This window comes from Janthinobacterium sp. CG_23.4, from assembly GCF_029892305.1.
GTDB lineage: Bacteria > Pseudomonadota > Gammaproteobacteria > Burkholderiales > Burkholderiaceae_D > Janthinobacterium > Janthinobacterium lividum_D.
The window spans coordinates 4,630,772-4,650,556 of sequence record NZ_JARXUX010000001.1 but is presented as its reverse complement, the minus strand read 5'-3'; the positions used below and the strand labels follow the sequence as shown (position 1 = coordinate 4,650,556).

The window sequence follows — 19,785 nt, the reverse complement described above, 5'->3', positions numbered from 1 at the left end:
GCATTCTCGTGTCGAAAGTGTAGAATGGCATCTCTCTGGCACTACTGAAACAAACGGAAGAAAAAACTATGTGGTTCAAGAATCTTCAGATTTACCGTCTGCCCGCACCATGGGCTTATACGCCAGAACAACTGGAAGAGGCCTTGTCCTCGAACAAATTTACGCCGGCGACCAGCATGGATCTGATGCGCCAGGGTTGGGATACGCCGCGCCCGAACGGTGGCCTGGTCCACGTGGTCAACAAGCAAATGCTGATCTTGCTGGGCACCGAAAAGAAATTGCTGCCAGCGACCGTCATCAACCAGGTGGCCAAGGCCCGCGCGGCCGAGATGGAAGAAGCGCAAGGCTTTGCGCCTGGCAAGAAAGCCATGAAAGAATTGAAGGAACGCGTGGCCGACGAACTGCTGCCGCGCGCCTTCAGCATCCGCAGCAACATCTGGACCTGGATCGACCCGGTCAATGGCTGGCTGGTGGTCGATGCCGCCAGTCCGGCGAAAGCCGATGAAGTCATCAAGCTGCTGTTGAAAGCCGTCGACAAACTGCCGCTGGAAAGCCTGCGCGTGCAGCGCTCGCCCGTGGCGGTGATGACGGAATGGCTGCAGGCCGACGATGCGCCTGCCGGCTTCACGGTCGACATGGACACCGAATTGCGCGCCACGGGCGAGAGCAAGGCCACCGTGCGCTACGTGCGCCACACCCTGGAAGCGGACGACGTGCGCCGCCACATCGCCGCCGGCAAGCAATGCACGCGCCTGGCCATGACGTGGAACGATAAAATTTCGTTCGTGCTCACGGAGTCGCTGGCCATCAAGAGCGTCAAGCCGCTGGACGTGATCAAGGAAACGGAATCGAGCACCAAGAACGACGACGAGCGTTTCGATGGCGACCTGATGCTGATGACGGGTGAGCTCGCCAAGCTGATGGCCGACGTGGTCGAAGCCTTGGGCGGCGAAGCGACTGCATAAAAGCAGTTGTACAGTACGGAAAAGGAGCTGCGGCTCCTTTTTTTCGCCTGCGCGTCTGGCATGGCACTGTGGGATGTAAAAAGGGCCTTGCGTTTGCAAGGCCCTTTTGCCACTCAGTTTACATTGACGGAATCAACTTAGAACTTGATTTGGCCCGTGATGTAGAACGAACGCATCATTGGATCAGCATAGCGTGGGTCGAAGCCAACCTGGTGGCCCGACGAGGTACGCAGCGACAATGGTGGTGCGCGGTCAAACAGGTTCTTGATACCAGCGCGTATCGACTTCTTGCTGTCGAACACATAGCGACCTTGCCAGTCGATGGTGGTGTACGAAGGCACGGCCAGGCGGATCTTCTCCAGTTTCTTGGTCGCAATATCCATTACCTCGGCCGAAGCGTCGGTATAGCCGTTACGGTAGCTGATGATGACACTGTTGGTCAGCTTGCCCGATTCCAGGCTCAGGTTCAGCTTGGCCAGGTTACGGAACGTGACTGCATCGGTGATGCCGAAGTAGTTCATGTTGGTCGTCCACTGGTCCTTGGTGCCTGGCACGGTGTAGTCGGCCTTGAGCATGTAGGTGCCGCTCAGGTTCGCCGTGAAGTTACCGAAGTCAGACTTGTGACGACCAGTCATGTCCCAGTCGATACCACGGTTATGCGTTTGGCCGATGTTCAGCGACAGCGACTTGAATGCATAGTAGGTATTGCCGGTCGATGGTTCGGTGTAGGTGCCGAACAGGTCGCGGTACAGGCTTGGGTTGTTAAAGGCCTGGGATTCGCTCACTGCCGAAACCGCATCTGTGATCTTCACGTCCCACAGGTCGGCACCAAACGAGAATGCCGAGCTTGGCTCGATACGGAAACCCACGGTGTACTGCTTCGATTTTTCTGGTTTCAGGTTTTCGTTACCACCAGCCAATTGGTTGTACTGGGTTGCTGGCGGACGGCACAGGGCATCGCCGGGGAACGGGCAGTTCCATGGTTTTGCGGTGAAGCCGTTGTTGACCAGCGGCTGGCCGATGTCCAGCATGCTTGGTGCCTTGAAGCCCGTGCCGTACGAACCACGTACCAGCAATTGCTGTACTGGCTGCCAGCGTGCCGTCACTTTGTAGGTGCTGGCGCTTTGGTCGTTACCGATGGACTTGTTGACGACACCGTTGTCGATCTTCGTCACGGTATCGTAGCGACCGGCCAGGCTCACTTCGATCGTTTTGGTGACAGGTGCCAGCAATTCGGCAAACACACCATAGGTTTCGCGGGTCAGGTCGTAACGTGGCGACGTGTTGAAGTTGTAGATCGTGCTGGTGCTGGCGCCGGCGCTTGGCGATTGCTCGTAATTGTATTCACGATAGTCACCGCCGATACCGATATTGGCTTTGCCGCCTGGCAGGGAGAACAGTTCACGCGAACCGTGCGCGTCGATGCCGCGCATCGTGGTCGATGCCGTACGGATCGAACCGTTGAATTGCGAGCTGTCGATCAGCTTTCGCAGTTCTGGCGATGCGCTGCCTGCTGGCAGGAAGGGGTTGAACAGCGAATTGCTTTGCATCGCGACGAAGTCGGCGTTCTTGGCGTAACCGCCTACATAGCGCTCGTCGATCGCGTTTTGCGACCAGGTCAGAGCCGATTCCACGTTCCACTCGCCTACTTCGCCTTCTACGCCGACCACGAAGTGCTTGGTGTCGGTGATGGTGTTGCTGGCGCGAGTGCCCCAGTCGACCATGCGATAGTTGGCGGTGACGGTTTTGATATCCGCTTGCTGCGCTGGCGTCAGGTTAGGCTTGACGTAGGCGTTGTACAGAGCGCTGTCTTTGGCGATCGAGATAGGCACGGGGTTGGCGGCGATACGTGCCGTCAGGTCGTAGCGCGACAGAGCAACTTCGGCAAACGCATTCAGGTTTTCCGTCAGTTTATAGGTGCCGCGTGCGAACAGGCTATCGCGTTTCGATTCTGGAACGATTTCCACCGTCGAGCCACCGTCGAAGCCGCAAGCCTGGTTATTGTTGGCCATGACGTAGTTGCTTGGTGCGCAACCTTTGTTAGCCGCCAGGTACGGGTTGAACGTGATGGACTGGGTGTCCTTGTTTTTGAACGCGACCGTGGCATTGGCCGGTGCGGTCGAGGAGCTGGTACGGTCGTAGATATAGTTCTTGCCGCCGTAGCTGACAGGAATGTACGACGAACGGGCGAACGAGCGGTCCGTCGCCTTCAGTTTCGATTGTTCATCGTGGCGGTACGATACCAGCACGTTGAAGCGGTCTTCGTCCAGGTCGCCAAAACCGTAGGTGACGTTGGTGTTCCAGGCGTTGCCGCCCTTGTCTTCCGGACCACCGTAAGTGGCTTCCAGTGAGCCGCCTTGGACGTTTTTCTTCAGGATGAAGTTGATCACGCCGGCAATGGCGTCCGAGCCGTACAGTGCCGAAGCGCCGTCAGTCAGGATCTCGACGCGCTCAACGGCGCTCATCGGAATGGCGTTCAGATTGACGGAAGTGCCCGAGCCTTGTGGCGCGATGCGGCGGCCGTTCAGCAGAACCAGGGTGTAGCTTTCGCCGATGTCATGGATCGACGCGCTGGTGCGGCCACCCGAGTTGGAACCGGCGGCAACGGCGCCGATGGTGAAACCTTGCATTGCTGGCAGGCTCTGTACCAGATCAGCGACGGTGGTGGCGCCGGTACGGGCGATCGCTTCTTGCGACAGGCGTTGTACAGGCAGTGCGCCTTCTACAGCGATACGCTTGATACTCGAACCGGTAATTTCAACTTTTTGAATTGCCTCATCCGCCATGGATTGGCCGGAGAACAAAACGCTACCTGCCAGGACGGTCAGGGCCAGGCGTACGCTGCGTACGCCAATTTTTTCTTTAAATGCCATTGTAACAATTACTCCGTAGTAGTTTTAATAACGACAAGCGGCACCCGCGCACGGCTCAAGGCATCGGATAGATGATCAGTGGTGCTCGGGTACGGTAGGTGTAACCACGTCTATGGGAGGTGGAAGGCTACTTAGTGCAATATTGTTATAAATGCACTTATGGCTTGTCGAGGCGAACATTATGTGGTCTCAGCAAGAAAAAATGCACATCAACCGTGTCGGATTTGGCAATAAATTAGAGATACAGAAGAATGTTCACTTTAATTGTTAAATTGCAGTTCTATATTTAATAAGAAGACTACTTTTTAAAATTATCAATGGTGTTTTTTTACAACATAAAATTAATATATTGGCAATTCAATGTTTTGCCTGCAATAATTCATCGAAATTTAATATTTTGCAGAATTTGTGCAATGCAAAAGAACGCAAAAAAAGCCCGTAGAAACGGGCTTTGTCAAATTGTGACGCAGTGCTGGGCAGACCGTTTGCCGGTCTGCTGCTGGCATCCTGCCTGGCATCGGCTTACAAGGGCTGGAACACGCCGGCGGCGCGGTTCTTTTGCACATTGTCCCAGGCGAAGATCTGGCCGTTCATGGCAACGTACACGCCTGCTGGCAAGGTTTGCGCCACGCCGCAAGCAAAGCCGAGATTGAACAGGGCATCGGAGTTCTCGATTTCGTAGGGAATCATGGCGCCCGTCAAAATCACCGTTTGCTGCAGGTTCGCCGCGCCCAGCACTTGCGCCGTTTCGCGCATGGTGTCGGTACCGTGGATAATAACGATGGCTTTTTCCTGTGCCGCGCGGCACGAGGCTAGTACGCGCTGGCGGTCCGCATCTTGCATGTCGAGCGAGTCCAGCAGTGGCAGTTGCTCCAGTGCTACGGGTGCCGTCATGCGCGCGCGGGCAATTGCTGCTGGCAAATGACTGTCGGAAAAGCCCAGGGTACCGTTCAATTCGTTGTAGTGTTTGTCGAAAGTGCCGCCAGTGGCGAGTATGCGCAAGGTCATGATGTGGTCACGATGTCAGTGGAGAATGACGCGCATGATAGCGTGGATTGTGTGCCTTGCGTGAACGGCGGGTGCACTGTTGACCGTTGCAGATTGCAACTGGAAAATTTGACCATCTGTGAGTACACTGGTTTCTTTGTTTGTCTACCGCCACGACTCTGTATGAAAGCGCTCGCTCCCGGCACCGTCATTTTTCACCGCCACCGCGGTTACGGTGTGATCACGGCCGTCAATCTGCTGACGGGCTGGATCGCCGCCCGTTTCGGCAGCGAAGCGCGGACCCTGGACCTGAACCTGTCAACCGATGATGTGCAGTTTGCCGATGGCGAAGCGATCCTGTTTCGCCGCGCGCCACCCGACCGCATGCCGCACGCGCGCCTGATGGCCATGGTGCGCGAGTTGCACCAGGCCGGATATCAAAAACTGTATCTGTATTGCTGGCCGAAACCGTCGGGCCTGCATTGGCGCTGGCATATATTTACGGGTCCGCGCGACTGGATGCAGCGGCCCTGGCGCGAAGGCTGGTATGGCTCGGGCGCCGATTATAACGTCAACCCTGTGATGGGCTGGGGCGATACGCCCGGTGCCTCTACAGGCGAGCTGATCGACGCGCTGGCCCGTTTCGACCCGCAGGGGCTGGCGCAGGCGCTGGGGCGCGACGAGGACCATACCGACTGGTTTGGCCGCGTCTGCGACGCCTTGTTGCCCAGTTACATGTACAGCCTGGACATGCAGCGCACCCCAGGCGAGCCCTTGGCCGACATGCCGCCCGTGCCGGTGGTCGCCGTGCGCGCCGGCGTGGTGCCGTATGCTGGCGCGGACATCGCCTGGCCACCCGGCTGGTCCGGCCTGTGGCGCGGCAGGCACGTGTTGCCGGCACCCGCTATTCGCATCACCGGCGAGCCAGACCTCATCAAGGGTTTTCAGCGCTCCTGACACCCCTGTCGCGCGTGTTGCAACACCTCGGGATTGAGCAGGCGCGTGCATTGACCTTGCGTAAAATCGACGATGTTTTGCAAGGCGTAGCGGAAATACAGTTCATAACTGTCACGCTCGACGTAGCCCAGGTGTGGCGTGGCCAGCACGTTCGGCAGCCGCAGCAAGGGGGAGCTTGGCGGCAGCGGCTCGTCCGTGAACACGTCCAGCGCCGCAGCGCCCGGGCGACCCAGCGGCAACGCCGCTTCCAGCGCCCCTTCAGCCACCAGTTCGGCGCGGCTGGTGTTGACGAACAGGGAAGTCGGTTTCATGCGCGCCAGGTCTTCGGCCGTGACCAAGCCCCGCGTCGTGTCGGACAGCCGCAAGTGCAAGGTCAAGACGTCGGCTTGCTCAAAGAAGGCTGCACGTGAGGTCGCGGCCGTATCGCCAGCGGCCACGGCCGCCGCGCGGCTCGCTTCGCTGCCCCACACGAGGATGCTCATGCCAAAGGCGCGGCCATAGCCGGCGATCAATTGACCGATCTTGCCGTAGCCCCAGATTGCCAGGGTGCGCCCCTTGAGTACCGTCCCCAGCGTATTGCGCGCGGCTTCCAGCGACGACGTCTGCCACAGCCCTTCCTGTAAATGTTGCGCGTACGGCACGATCTTGCGCTGCGCCGCCATGATCAGCGCCCACGTCAGTTCGGCCGGCGCCGTGGGTGAGCCCATGCCTTCCGCGATGGCAATACCCAGTTCGCTGGCGGCCGCCACGTCGATGTGTCCGCTGACCTTGCCCGTTTGCGAAATCAGTTTCAGATTCGGCAGCTTCGACAGCAAGGCGCGGTTGACACTGCTGCGTTCGCGGATCAGTACCAGCGCGTCGAACGGCGCCAGGCGGATCGCCAGCTGGCCCAGGCCCCGCGCCGTATTGCTAAATACTTTGACCTCGTGGCCATCGAGCAATCGGAAACAATCGAGGCCGCGCACGGCATCCTGGTAATCATCGAGTATGGCAATTTTCATGGTGGATGGCCGATTTAGGTAAGGATTTGGTAGGGAAATAACAGGATACGGGAAATGCTGAATAGCCTACTACATTAGTCGGACTATTTTCCTACATTTTTGCGAAAATAGCTGTGACTCGGGTGTACAATCGCCGGCACTTTTGACGCTTCCTGAGTATAGTTATAGCGCAAACTATTCCCGCAGCCTGGATGCATGATCCAGGTAAACGACACCAGAGCCCTGCCTGCGTGAAGACACCGCCCGCAGTGAGCCGCAGCCACCTCTCAATGATGCTGCCTGTCTCGCCGGAATGACCAGAATTTCTTTTATTGGTATTGGAGGTAATATGAATCAGCCCGTCATGAGTGGCGTCGCCGCACTCAACGTCCCAGCTTATATTAAACAACAGAAACTGATCAACTGGGTGGCCGACATTGCCGCGCTGACCAAGCCCGAGCGCATCTATTGGTGCGATGGTTCTCAGGAAGAGTACGAGCGCCTGTGCTCTGATATGGTTGCCAGCGGCACCATGAAAAAACTGAATGCGGAAAAGCGCCCGAATTCCTACCTGGCCTGCTCCGACCCGAGCGACGTGGCCCGCGTCGAAGACCGCACGTATATCTGCTCGGCAACGAAAGAAGCGGCCGGCCCGACGAATAACTGGACCGAGCCTGGCGAGATGCGCCAGACCTTGAACGGCCTGTTCGATGGCTGCATGCGTGGCCGTACCATGTACGTCGTGCCATTCTCGATGGGCCCGCTGGGTTCGCCGATCGCGCACATCGGCGTGGAACTGTCCGATTCGCCGTATGTCGCCGTGAACATGAAGATCATGACCCGCATGGGCCGTGCCGTGTACGACGTGTTGGGCACCGATGGCGCATTCGTGCCGTGCGTGCACAGCGTGGGCGCGCCGCTCGCTGCCGGCCAGCAAGACGTGAAATGGCCGTGCAACAGCACCAAATACATCGTGCATTTCCCGGAAACGCGCGAAATCTGGTCCTTCGGTTCGGGCTACGGCGGCAACGCCTTGCTGGGCAAGAAATGTTTCGCTCTGCGCATCGCCTCGAACATGGGTTACCAGGAAGCGCAAGCGTCCGACGACAACCCGGGCTGGCTGGCCGAACATATGCTGATCCTCGGCGTGGAATCGCCGGAAGGCAAGAAGCATTACGTCGCGGCAGCATTCCCCTCGGCTTGCGGCAAGACCAACTTTGCCATGCTGATCCCGCCGGCAAGTTTTAACGGTTGGAAAGTGACCACCATCGGCGACGATATCGCCTGGATCAAGCCGGGCGCCGATGGCCGCCTATACGCGATCAACCCGGAAGCCGGTTATTTCGGCGTGGCGCCGGGCACCAACGAAAAAACCAATTACAACTGCATGGCTTCCATGCGCGACAACACCATCTTCACCAACGTAGCGCTGACGGACGATGGTGATGTCTGGTGGGAAGGTTTGACGAAAGAGGCACCAAGCCATTTGATCGACTGGCAGGGCAATGACTGGACGCCAGCGTCCGGCACCAAGGCGGCGCACCCGAACGCGCGCTTCACTGTTGCCGCTACGCAAAACCCGGTAATCGACGCTGCCTGGGACGATCCGGCCGGTGTGCCGATTTCGGCCTTCATCTTCGGCGGCCGCCGCTCCACCACCGTACCGCTGGTGACGGAAGCGCGCAACTGGGTCGAAGGCGTCTACATGGCCGCCACCATGGGTTCCGAAACGACGGCTGCCGCCGTGGGCCAGATGGGTGTCGTGCGCCGCGATCCATTTGCCATGTTGCCATTTATCGGCTATAACATGAGCGATTATTTCCAGCACTGGCTGGACATGGGCGTCAAAGTGGGTAAAGTTAACCCCGCTGCCCTGCCGAAGATTTACTGCGTCAACTGGTTCCGCACCGACGAGGCCGGCAAGTTCGTCTGGCCTGGCTTTGGCGATAATATGCGCGTGCTGAAATGGATGCTGGAACGCATCGAAGGCAAGGCAGGCGGTGTGGAAAACCTGTTCGGCACGACGCCGCAGTATGGCGACCTGAACTGGGATGGCTTGCCGTTCACGCAAGAACAGTTCGACACCATCACTTCGATCGACAAGGCTGCGTGGGTGGAAGAATTGACATTGCATACACAGTTGTTTGAAAAACTCGCGTATCATCTGCCGCAAGAATTGGCAGATAACAAGGCTGCGCTGGAAAAGCGGCTGAGTGCATAAAGTTTAGTAGTGGGGGAGAAACACGCCGGCAAAGACTGGCGTGCGACAAATGACACGCCGGCAATGACTGGGGTGCTAGCAAAAAGAGAAACGGCGCGGATTGCATCAGCAATCCGCGCCGTTTTTTATTGTGCTGCCGCCGTTACTGCTTCAGCAGCGGCCCCAGGTATTTACCCGTCACGCTGGCCGGGTTCAGGGCCACTTCTTCCGGCGTGCCCGTGGCGATGATCTGGCCGCCACCGGCACCGCCTTCAGGGCCCAGGTCGACGATCCAGTCGGCCGTCTTGATGACGTCCAGATTGTGCTCGATGATGACGAGGGTGTTGCCCTGGTCGCGCAGGCGGTGGATGACTTTCATCAGCAAGTCGATGTCGTGGAAGTGCAAGCCTGTCGTCGGTTCATCGAGAATGTACAGGGTGCGGCCCGTATCGCGCTTGGACAGTTCCAGCGACAGTTTCACGCGCTGCGCTTCGCCGCCCGACAAGGTGGTGGCGCTCTGCCCCAGCTTGATGTAACCGAGGCCCACGTCGAGCAGGGTTTGCAGCTTGCGCGCGATCAAGGGTACGGGCTTGAAGAATTCATGCGCTTCTTCCACCGTCATGCCCAGCACTTGTGTGATGTTCTTGCCCTTGTATTGCACTTCCAGCGTTTCGCGGTTGTAGCGCTTGCCGTGGCAGACGTCGCACGGCACGTAGACGTCGGGCAAGAAGTGCATCTCGACCTTGATCACGCCATCACCCTGGCATGCTTCGCAGCGGCCGCCCTTCACGTTGAACGAGAAGCGTCCAGCGCTGTAACCGCGTTCCTTGGCCGTCGGCACGGTAGAGAACAGATCGCGAATCGGCGTAAACAAGCCCGTGTAGGTTGCCGGATTGGAGCGTGGCGTGCGCCCGATCGGCGCTTGATCGACGGAAATGACCTTGTCGAAATGTTCCAGGCCGCTGATCGATTCGTGCGGTGCCGGCTCCGTCTGCGAACCGTACAAATGGCGCGACAGGGCCGGGTATAAAGTATCGTTGACCAGCGACGATTTGCCCGAGCCGGACACACCCGTGACGCAGGTCATCAAGCCTACCGGCAAGCTCAGCGACACCTTCTTCAGATTGTTGCCCGTCGCGCCAGTAATGAGCAGCTGCTTTTCCGGATTGCTGGCATGGCGCTTGGACGGTACAGCGATTTTCAGCTTGCCATTCAGGTATTGCGCCGTCAGCGATTTCTTGTTTTTGAGAATGTCTTGCAGCGTGCCTTCAGCGATGATTTCGCCGCCGTGCACGCCAGCGCCTATACCCATGTCGACGATGTAGTCGGCCGTGCGGATGGCGTCTTCATCATGCTCGACCACGAGCACGCTGTTGCCGATGTCGCGCAAATGTTTGAGCGTTTCGATCAGGCGGTCATTATCGCGCTGATGCAAGCCGATCGACGGTTCATCGAGCACATACATGACGCCCGTCAAACCGGAGCCGATTTGCGATGCCAGGCGGATGCGCTGCGCTTCGCCACCGGACAGCGTGTCGGCACTGCGGTCCAGCGACAGGTAATCGAGGCCCACATTGTTGAGAAATTTCAGGCGCGAAATGATTTCTTTTACCACGCGGTCGGCGATTTCTTTTTTTGCGCCCGTCAGTGTCAGTGTTTCAAAGAACTCCAGGGTTTCGCGCAGCGGTTTTCCCGCTACTTCATAAATGGCGCGCTGCTGCTTGCCAGTGCCGACCTTGACGAAGCGCGCTTCCACGCGCAAGCGCGCGCCATCGCATGAGGGGCAGCATTTTTCATTGATAAACTTGGCCAGTTCTTCCTTCACGGCCATCGAATCGGTCTCGCGGTAGCGGCGCTGCAGATTGTTGACCACGCCTTCGAACGTGTGTTCCTTGACGACGGTGCGGCCCCGTTCGTTGACATAGGTGAACGGAATCACTTGCTTGCCGGAACCGTACAACACGGCTTGCTGGGCATTCAATGCCAGTTGCTCGAACGGCATGTCCAGATCGAATTCGTAATACGCGGCCAGGTTCGACAGCATCTGGAAATAAAACTGGTTGCGGCGGTCCCAGCCCTTGACGGCGCCTGACGCCAGCGACAGGTTCGGGAACGCGACGATGCGTTTCGGGTCAAAGAATTCAATGTGCCCCAGGCCGTCGCACTCGGGGCAGGCACCCATCGGGTTGTTGAACGAGAACAAACGCGGTTCCAGTTCCTGCAGGGAATAGCCACACACATTGCAGGCGAATTTATTCGAATATACGTGTTCCTGCGCGGTATCCATTTCGTAGGCAATGGCGCGCCCGTCTGCCAGGCGCAGCGCTGTCTCGAAACTTTCCGCCAGGCGCTGCTTGATTTCCTGGTTCACCTTGACGCGGTCGATGACGACGTCGATCGTGTGTTTTTCCGTCTTCTTTAATTTCGGCAGGTCATCGACTTCATAGATCTTGGCCGCATGCGTGCCGCTCTGCACGCGAAAGCGCACGAAGCCTTGCGCCTGCATTTGCTCGAACAAGTCCACGTGTTCGCCCTTGCGGTTGGCGACCACGGGCGCGAGTATCATCAGCTTGGTGTCTTCCGGCATGGCCAGCACGGCATCGACCATTTGCGACACCGACTGGGCGGCCAGCGCGTTTTCCGGATGGTCGGGGCAGTAAGGCGTGCCCACGCGCGCGTACAGGAGGCGCAAGTAATCGTGGATTTCCGTCACCGTGCCCACCGTTGAGCGTGGGTTGTGCGATGTTGCCTTCTGTTCGATGGAGATGGCCGGCGATAGGCCCTCGATCAGGTCGACATCGGGCTTTTCCATCAATTGCAGGAACTGCCGCGCGTAGGCTGACAGCGACTCGACATAGCGGCGTTGGCCTTCCGCGTACAGGGTATCGAAGGCCAGCGAAGACTTGCCGGAGCCGGACAAGCCGGTAATCACGATCAGCTTATTGCGCGGCAAATCGAGATTGATATTCTTGAGGTTATGCGTGCGAGCGCCGCGAATGCGGATCTGTTCCATGTGATTGCCTTGCTTTCAGTAAGTGGTGCGGCCGGCGCATTGTGCCTGGGTGCGGATGAAGAGCCACAATGGGTCAACTTGTTACTATAGCCGGGTTTTGCTCTGCATGCCTGAGGCGTCCATAGGCGGATTGCGTGGCCAGGCGAACGTGCCCCGACAAAGTTTGATGCAGATACATACCGACGTTTAAACACTGTATATAATACCAGTATTCAAGTTCCTTGTTTTCCCTTGCCGTGAAAAAAACGTGCCGCCGCATGGTAGCTGGCGTCCATTAGAAAGCGGGTGCTTTGCACCGCGTGGTCGCTTATAATCCTCGTTTAGTACACTAAACTACCGCGCGGGACACCGGCTCCCGCTGCAGTTCATCAGGAGTTATTCATGGCATCAGTCAACAAAGTCATCATCGTCGGCAATCTGGGCCGTGACCCGGAAATCCGCTACATGCCTAGCGGCGACGCGATCGCCAACATCGCCGTGGCCACTTCGTACAAATCGAAGGACCGCAACACGGGCGAACAAAAAGAATTGACAGAGTGGCACCGTATCTCATTCTTTGGCCGCCTGGCGGAAATCGTCGGCCAATACCTGAAAAAAGGCTCGTCCGTCTACGTCGAAGGCCGTCTGCAAACCCGTAAATACACGGACAAGGATGGCGTCGAGAAGTACGCAACCGACATCATCGCGGAACAGATGCAAATGCTGGGCGGCCGCTCCGGCATGGGCGGCGACGCCGGTGGTGGCGATGAGAGCTATGGCGGTGGTGGCGGCTACGACGCGCCTGCCCCACGCCAGGCGCCTGCCCCACGTCCAGCCCCGGCACCGGCGCCACGCCCGGCACCGAAGCCAGCGCCGAACTTCTCGGACATGGATGACGATATTCCGTTCTAAGTACGCCGTCCTGATGCTTTCTGTCAGACACTGCTCATAAAAAGCCTGCTTCTTCAGTGAAGCAGGCTTTTTTTTGGCGACGTTCTCCTTACGCATAGAATAGGTGCTACATGCGGGTGTCATGAATACCAGGCCCATCAGCAGCAGTCTGGCGCGGATGGGCAGGTGACGAGGCAGCATATGCAATGTCGCGATCAACGTGGATAAAAACCAGGCGATGGCCGTGCCGTCGATCTTATGCCAACTGCTGCCATGCGTTTGTACGGCAGCGGGCATGACCAGTATGCCTCGGCTTGATTGCACAAAAAAAACGGTCGCGCACTCATCGAATGCGCGACCGGTTTGCGTTGGCTCAAGCTTGCATTAAAGCCTTAATTGAAACTGACTTCCTTGCGGTTATCGCGCGAGACGCGATCGATCATCTTGTTATACGGATCGACGCCCACTTCAAACGGTTTGTCCTTGACCGTGATGGTGATGAGCGGGTCGCGGCCCGACAACACGCGCTTGTCCGTGAACAGGACTTTTTCATCCTTTTCCTTGCCACCCGCAGGGCGCGCGAAGATGGCGATTTCCACCGGCTCGTCATAAGCGCGTGGGCTTTCCTTGCCCTTGCCGTCGGACTCCAGCTTGGCCAGATGCAGCTGCATGGTGACATCCCACTGGCCATCGGGGCGTTTCACGGCGCTCGCTTGCGTGACACGGTTATCGTAAAAGACGATTTTCTCGAACAGGTCCGTGATCAGCGCCTGCTTGTCCTGCGGTGCTTCGGCGCGGATGTAGGCCAGCAGTTCGCGCGCGGTGGTGAAGGGTGCCTGCTGGTAGCCCTTGTCTTGCAGATAGCGTTTCAGGGCACGGTTCAGCGCTTCTTCGCCGATGTCGTCACGCAGGCGGTAAAACACCAGGCTGCCCTTGTTGTAGTGGATGTATTGCTGTCCCTCCACGCGCGCCAGCGGCTGTTCCTCGATGGCTTCGCCGCCGCGCCCGCTAAGGTAGCGGTCCAGTTCATAGCGCAGGAAGCGGCGCATTTTATTGCGGCCGTATTCCTTTTCCATCACCATCAGCGCCGAGTACTGCGACAGCGATTCCATCAGCATGCTGGCGCCCTGCACGTTGGCGCCGATCACCTGGTGGCCCCACCACTGGTGCGCCATTTCATGCGCCGTGACGTAGAACACATAGTCGATATCGTCCTTGTCGCGCAGGTCGGCGATGAAACCGATGCCTTCCGAGTAGGGAATCGTGTTGGCGAACGATTGCGCGAAGCTCTGGTAGCCGGGGAACTCCAGGATGCGCACCTGCTTGTGCTGGTAGGGCGTGAACTGGGTGCTGTAGTAGTCGAGCGACTTTTGCACGGAGGTAATCATGCGATCCGTGTTGTAGCCATGCTTTTTATCGAAATAAATTTCGATCGGCAAGCCCTGCCACGCGCCTTTTTTGACTTCCCAGCGCGCCGACAGGTAGGCGAAGAAGGGCAGCATCGGCTGGTCCATCTTGTAGCGATAATAGCGGCGGCCATCTTTTTCCCAGCTTGCCTGCAGGTAGCCAGGCGCCAGCGCTATCTGCTCGCCGCTGGTCGAGACGGTGGTGTCGAAATGGACCCAGTCGGCATCGCCTCCCAATACCGTGTTGCCATACGCGGACGCATCTTCCAGCTTGGCCATGCGCTGCGGTTCGCCCAGGCCCCGCTTGCGCCGCTCATTGCGGTTCGTCAACTCCATGTCCTGCGCATAGCCGAAGTGGGGAAAGAAGGCATGGTTGTTGAAGAAGCTGCCGTTCAGGTTGACTTGGTCCGGCGCGCCGTCGTTGGTGAAACCCTGGTGCGTGAGCTCCACCGTGAAGTCCAGCGGCAGGGTGGCAGCCGGCGCCAGGGGCTGGGCCAGCTTGAGGATACTGAAACCGAGTTCCTTGTCGTCCAGCATCACCTTATGCTCAGGCAAGTTCAACCAGTGCGTTTCCAGATCCGGGTTGCGCTGGATGCGCAGGGTGTCGAGCGGCTGTGCTGTCTTGTTTTGTAGCACGTAGTGGCCCTTGATCAACACTTTACGTTGTTCAGGATATATATCCACATCGGCCTGGACATCGGTAATTTTTGGCTGCGGCAAGTCCTTGTATTGTTTGTACAATTTCTCGTAGCGCGCCTGCCTGTCCATGCTGATGTTCGATGGCACGTACTGGTTGAGCACATTCGTGTTGTAGAAGATCCAACCACCGGTGCCTGCCCAGCACAGCATGACTGTGGCCAGCGCAGCACCGGCGCGGCCGTTCAGGCGTTGCCGCGCAAGGCGTACGCGCGCGCGCCAGTCGGCGCACAGGCCGCGCACCCAGAACGCCTGCGCCAGCATCACCAGCGCGACGGTAAACAAGCTCCAGTACAGCGCGAACCAGGCCCAGCCCGTCAGGAAATGGCCGTAGCCATTCATGTCCGAATACTTGATGGCCGGCATGCCGCCGAAGGCGTACAGATTGTGTTCCAGGTGCAGCATGCTCAGTACGGCTTGCGCCACCATCAGCAAGATCACCAGCAAATAGCCGATGAACTTGTTATTCGACAACACTTGCAGGCTAAGCGCGCACAAGCCCATCAGCACAAAGAAGAGGGCAGCGAGCAAGGTGCCTTGCAGGTACAGGCCCAGTTCCACGGGGGCGCCGCCCTTGACGAGCTGGAAGCCAATGGCCGTGATGACGCCTGCCAGCAGGTAGCCGGCGATGACGCCGACCAAGGCCGTGCATTTGGCCAGCAGGGGCACCCAACTGGGCACGGGCATGGCATCGCTGACGTCGGCGATCTTCACTTGGCGCTCCTTGAAGATCAGTTCGCCCGCATAGAAGGTGACGATGATGATCAACAGGAAGCTGAAGCTGTCGCTAATACTTTGCAACATCAGGTGCGTCATCGGATACACGGCCGTGCCATACATGTTCTTGGCCATGCTGGAGCCGGCGACCAGGTTGAGGACGCCGAATAGCAGCATGACGAGGAAGGGCAGGCTCTTGAAGACCCCCGCTGCGTCGAAGCGCAGGATTTGCCACCACTGGCGCCAGGCTGTCGCCGCGGTAAACGTGGGGATGCTGCGCGGCAGGTGCAGCGGCGCGGCGACGGCTGGCGCGCCCGCCTGTGCCTTGTGCTTGCCGAACAGGCGCTTGCCAGTGCCCGTGCGCTGCGGCTTGAAGAGGAGCACGGTGGCGGCAAACAGCACGACTGTGATGCCCAGCCATAGGGCGCGGTTGGCCAGCAGGTAGCCAGATAGGGGCGGCAGGCTGGCATTCGACTCGGCGGCAGTGAAGTAGCGCGTCATGCGGCCGAAGGCGCGCACGCCGAACGGGTCGAGCAGGACGGCATACCATTCATTGTTGATGTCGCGCGTAAACACGCCGGCCATGGCCCACAGCACGAAAAAGCCCAGCACGCCCACATACACGAGCATCATCGAGCGCGTGGTAGCGGCCAGCAGCATCAGCAGGGCGCCGATGAAGAGCAGGTTCGGGATGACGATGACGGCAAAGCTCCAGGCGTAGGTGTGCAGCGAGAAGGCGCCCACGCGCTGCGCATCGACCCAGGGCATGATGGGACCGAGCATGGTGGCCAGGGCAATGGCGATGAAGATCACCAGGCAGGCGGCAAAGCCGGCGGCGAAGCGGCCGAACAGGTAGTCCCACTTGCGCATGGGCGTGGCGAACAGCATGTCGGCCATGCCGACTTCGCTATCGCGCAGCACGGCGCCGGCGATGAAGACGGTGACGAGCAGCATCGCCAGCAGGCTGAAGATGCCTAGCATCTGCGCCACCACGGTGGGGGCGTTGCGGTTGATGTTGCCGATGGCGCCGCCGATCTGCACCGAGTCGCTGGTGGTGGCGCCAAAGGCCATCAGGGCCAGGATGACGGCAAACACCCACAGCAGCGGCTGTTTCAGCTGATAGCCGAGGTCAAACTTGAAAAATTCCTTCCACATGGCGGCCCCTTATGCGGCGACTGCGACTGCGGCCGGCGCGGCGGCACCGGGGCGGGCAGCGTTGCGCACGTGCAGGAAGTACACGTCTTCCAGGTCGGCGGCGATCTGTACGAAGCCGCTGTCGGGCTGGCTGTCGGCAAACACATTGATTTGCGGCTTGCCGCCCACCAGGCGCGTCGACAGCACGTTCAAGGTTTGTTGGTAGTGCGCCAGTTCTTGCGTCGTGACGCTGCGGCGCCAGACCTTGCCGTGCAAGGTGGCTATGGCCGCCTGCGGCTCGCCCTGCACCAGCACCTGCCCCTTGACGATCATGGCCATGCGCGGGCACAGGTCTGTCACGTCGTCGACGATGTGCGTCGACAGGATCACTACCACTTGCTCGCCGATCTTCGCCAGCAGGTTCAGGAAGCGGTTGCGTTCGTCCGGGTCCAGGCCCGCCGTGGGCTCATCGACGATCACCAGGCGCGGCGCGCCCAGCAGGGCCTGGGCGATGCCGAAGCGCTGGCGCATGCCGCCCGAATACGTGCCCAGGTTGCGCTTGCGCGCTTCCCACAGATTGGTTTGTTGCAGCAAGGCTTCTACGGCTTCCTTGCGCGGGCCCTTTTCCGTCAGCCCTTTCAAGACGGCAAAGTGGTTGAGCAAGGTTTCCGCGCTGACCTTCGGATACACGCCGAAATCCTGTGGCAGATAGCCGAGTTGGCGGCGCAAGCCAGCCTTGTCCTTGAGCACGTCGAGGCCATCGAAATGGATGCTGCCGCTGTCGGGATCTTGCAATGTGGCAATGGTACGCATCAGCGAAGACTTTCCTGCGCCATTCGGTCCCAGCAAGCCGAACATTCCGTTGGGAATTTCCAGGCTGACATCATTGATGGCCTTGACGCCATTGGCATACGTTTTGTTCAACTGTTTGATCGATAGCATGTGCAGCACTCTCCAGAGCTTGGGTCTAAAAAAGCCGGCAGATATCCGTCTGCCGGTCTGTGGAAGGCGATCGCCCTTGTTTTCTGTCAACCGCGATGGCGGATGTTATTTAAAGGAAATAATATATAAGCAATTGGAAAAAAGTAATCTTTCTGCGACCGGTGGCGGAAAGACGGGCATGAAATGCCCCAGTTGGGGATGAGTGACGGTGATAAGATCGCCTACCGGCTCGACGTAACGCTGAAGAACGTTTTTTATGGATGCCATACACAAGATCATCGCCTTGCGCGCCATTGCCGCAGGCGAGGAGGCGGCATTGGCGCCGCTGTTTAACTCTACTGTTATGACACGCCTGAAGCGGTGAGGCGCGGCTGGCTGATGGTCGTTATGACGTGTGCGATGCGGGGCTGGCGTCGTCTGTGCATGCAGCGGGCCACACTGCCAGCTGGATCGAGGTCGATGGCGAACTGGCGGGCTTTTTCCTCACCGAGCCTGGCATGGCGGGCGGACTGGCCGTGCAGGAATTCAGCGAATTTTTTGTTCTGAAGAAACACCGACGCCGGGGCGTGGCGCTGGAAGTGGTGCGCAGGGTGCTGCTGGGCAGCGCGCAGACGTGGCTGGTGGCGATGTTTCGCGCCGATGCGCATGCGTGTGCCTTCTGGCAGCAGGCGTTTGCGCGCCTGCCGTTTGCCAGGATCGAGACCCACGATGAGCCTGCCTTGCCGCAGTTTCAGCGCTACCTGCTGAAACCGGCGGCCTGAGTTGGTTTAGAAGCGTACTTTCACATACGCCGACGGTCCCGCCAGGCGAATGTCCAGGTCGGCATCGCGTTCGCTGTCGCGGTGCAGCTTGATTTTCGAGATGCCGTAATCGGCCACGAAACCGATGTTCTTGAACGGAAACCATTCCACGCCGATATTGCCACCGAAGATGTGGCCGTTGATGCGCCCGCCATTTTTCTTGATGCCCGACACTTCCGCATACATGCGCAAGTCCGGCGTGAAGGCGTGGCGCCAGCCCACTTCCAGCAGCGGCGCGAACGCGTGCTCGCCGATGGAATCGCTCGCCGTGGCTGTTGCGCCATTGACGACGCCGGTGGCCGTGCCGTTCAGGCTGGCGTGGTAGTAGGCGGCGCCCAGGCCGATGCCGAAACTGTCGTTGCCGCTACCTAGCCACCATTGATAGGCCAGCTTGGCCAGGTCCAGCTGTAAATCGGTATGTGCCGTGGCCGTGCCTGTGACGGGCTGACCATTGATGATGCTCGCGCCCGTCAGGCTAGGCGTGTAGGATTTGTCGTAGCGGTAGTAGTCGAACGCCAGGCCATGGCGGTCGCCGATCAGCAAGTCTGCCTTGATGCGCGGGATGGTGGTAGGGCTGGACTTCGATTCGGGCGCGTCGATGCGGCCGAACTGTGTGTCGGCGCCGATATTGATGCGCGGATCGGCGTAAAACGCCCCCACCGAGAGACTGACACGGTCTAGTGCCGGCGAAGGCTCGGCCCGCGCCGTGGCGCTCGCCATGGCCATGCCCAGCACGCCCAGCAGCATGGTGCTGCGCAAGGCGAGATGCTGAAAACGGGGGCGTGACAGGCGGGCGGGGACGGACGCAACAAACATAGGACTACTCCTCGAAAAGATGATGGCTGGGCCGCGACGCTGGTGCGGCCTATGGATGTAATGCAATGAGGAAATGGTAGCAATGCTGACATGTGAATTACGTAGCCGCACGGCGCAAGTTGCCGTCGGATTTGTCCTACCACGCGTCACAGCTGCTACTTAAGCCTGGCCAGCTTGCGTCTGCGCCAGGCTGCGCTGCTCGTGCATGACACCCCAAAAAGTGACCTCGTGCATTTTCTCGACAGCGCCACGCCGCAAGGCAGCCGCGCGGCCACGCCGGATGCGGTGGCCGAACGCGGCATTGATCCTGTACGGCCACACGCACATGCCGCGCCGGCGACGCCTGGCCGATCGGCGCCTGATCGTCAACTCGGGCAGCGCGTGGGCTTGCAAGCCTACGACGATGAGCAAGGCTGTGCGCACGGGCCG

Annotated in this window: 12 protein-coding genes and 1 pseudogene; 6 read left to right on the top strand and 7 right to left on the bottom strand. The window is 59.0% G+C overall.

Annotation, left to right across the window (positions count from 1 at the left end):
- The first annotated feature begins 68 nt into the window (after window positions 1-68).
- Window positions 69-965, top strand: coding sequence for a recombination-associated protein RdgC (locus H4V96_RS20800; protein ID WP_010402061.1), 897 nt, complete (start codon window positions 69-71; stop codon window positions 963-965).
- A 137-nt stretch (window positions 966-1,102) separates the two neighbouring features.
- Here the strand turns inward: H4V96_RS20800 and H4V96_RS20795 are convergent, their stop codons facing one another.
- Both H4V96_RS20795 and H4V96_RS20790 read right to left on the bottom strand, forming a co-directional pair.
- Window positions 1,103-3,838 (bottom strand): TonB-dependent receptor, encoded by a 2,736-nt coding sequence (locus tag H4V96_RS20795; RefSeq protein ID WP_010402058.1) that lies wholly within the window; start codon window positions 3,836-3,838, stop codon window positions 1,103-1,105.
- 522 nt (window positions 3,839-4,360) lie between these two features.
- Entirely contained in the window at window positions 4,361-4,846 is a 486-nt protein-coding gene (locus H4V96_RS20790; protein WP_010402055.1) for an asparaginase domain-containing protein, read from the bottom strand.
- Between the two features lie 162 nt (window positions 4,847-5,008).
- Between H4V96_RS20790 and H4V96_RS20785 the strand changes: the two genes are divergently transcribed.
- Window positions 5,009-5,782: a hypothetical protein gene (locus tag H4V96_RS20785; protein ID WP_010402054.1), complete on the top strand. Its 774-nt coding sequence runs from the start codon at window positions 5,009-5,011 to the stop codon at window positions 5,780-5,782.
- Here the strand turns inward: H4V96_RS20785 and H4V96_RS20780 are convergent.
- A complete protein-coding gene (locus tag H4V96_RS20780) occupies window positions 5,770-6,783 on the bottom strand; it encodes a D-2-hydroxyacid dehydrogenase family protein (protein ID WP_196856574.1) in 1,014 nt (337 codons plus the stop codon). The two genes, H4V96_RS20785 and H4V96_RS20780, sit on opposite strands and share 13 nt — an antisense overlap.
- A 328-nt stretch (window positions 6,784-7,111) precedes the next feature.
- On the opposite strand from H4V96_RS20780, the gene H4V96_RS20775 reads away from it, so the two are divergent.
- Window positions 7,112-8,983, top strand: coding sequence for a phosphoenolpyruvate carboxykinase (GTP) (locus tag H4V96_RS20775; protein ID WP_280721138.1), 1,872 nt, complete (start codon window positions 7,112-7,114; stop codon window positions 8,981-8,983).
- A gap of 142 nt (window positions 8,984-9,125) precedes the next feature.
- On the opposite strand, the gene uvrA is transcribed toward H4V96_RS20775, so the two are convergent.
- Complete coding sequence (uvrA, locus tag H4V96_RS20770) at window positions 9,126-11,975, bottom strand: excinuclease ABC subunit UvrA (protein ID WP_010402051.1); 2,850 nt, start codon at window positions 11,973-11,975, stop codon at window positions 9,126-9,128.
- A 381-nt stretch (window positions 11,976-12,356) separates the two neighbouring features.
- Between uvrA and ssb the strand changes: the two genes are divergently transcribed.
- Window positions 12,357-12,866, top strand: a complete 510-nt coding sequence (gene ssb, locus H4V96_RS20765; protein ID WP_010402050.1) for a single-stranded DNA-binding protein — start codon at window positions 12,357-12,359, stop codon at window positions 12,864-12,866.
- 371 nt (window positions 12,867-13,237) lie between these two features.
- Here the strand turns inward: ssb and H4V96_RS20760 are convergent, their stop codons facing one another.
- Together H4V96_RS20760 and H4V96_RS20755 are read right to left on the bottom strand one after the other, a co-directional pair.
- A complete protein-coding gene (locus H4V96_RS20760) occupies window positions 13,238-16,819 on the bottom strand; it encodes a M1 family aminopeptidase (RefSeq protein WP_196856576.1) in 3,582 nt (1,193 codons plus the stop codon).
- A gap of 9 nt (window positions 16,820-16,828) precedes the next feature.
- Window positions 16,829-17,740: an ABC transporter ATP-binding protein gene (locus tag H4V96_RS20755; RefSeq protein WP_010402048.1), complete on the bottom strand. Its 912-nt coding sequence runs from the start codon at window positions 17,738-17,740 to the stop codon at window positions 16,829-16,831.
- A gap of 419 nt (window positions 17,741-18,159) precedes the next feature.
- On the opposite strand from H4V96_RS20755, the gene H4V96_RS20750 reads away from it, so the two are divergent.
- A complete protein-coding gene (locus H4V96_RS20750) occupies window positions 18,160-18,501 on the top strand; it encodes a hypothetical protein (protein WP_196856577.1) in 342 nt (113 codons plus the stop codon).
- Window positions 18,502-18,507: 6 nt separating this feature from the next.
- On the opposite strand, the gene H4V96_RS20745 is transcribed toward H4V96_RS20750, so the two are convergent.
- Entirely contained in the window at window positions 18,508-19,356 is an 849-nt protein-coding gene (locus tag H4V96_RS20745; protein ID WP_196856578.1) for a hypothetical protein, read from the bottom strand.
- A 195-nt stretch (window positions 19,357-19,551) separates the two neighbouring features.
- Between H4V96_RS20745 and H4V96_RS20740 the strand changes: the two are divergent.
- A pseudogene (locus tag H4V96_RS20740) lies at window positions 19,552-19,767 on the top strand (metallophosphoesterase); the annotation flags it as partial.
- Window positions 19,768-19,785 lie beyond the last annotated feature (18 nt).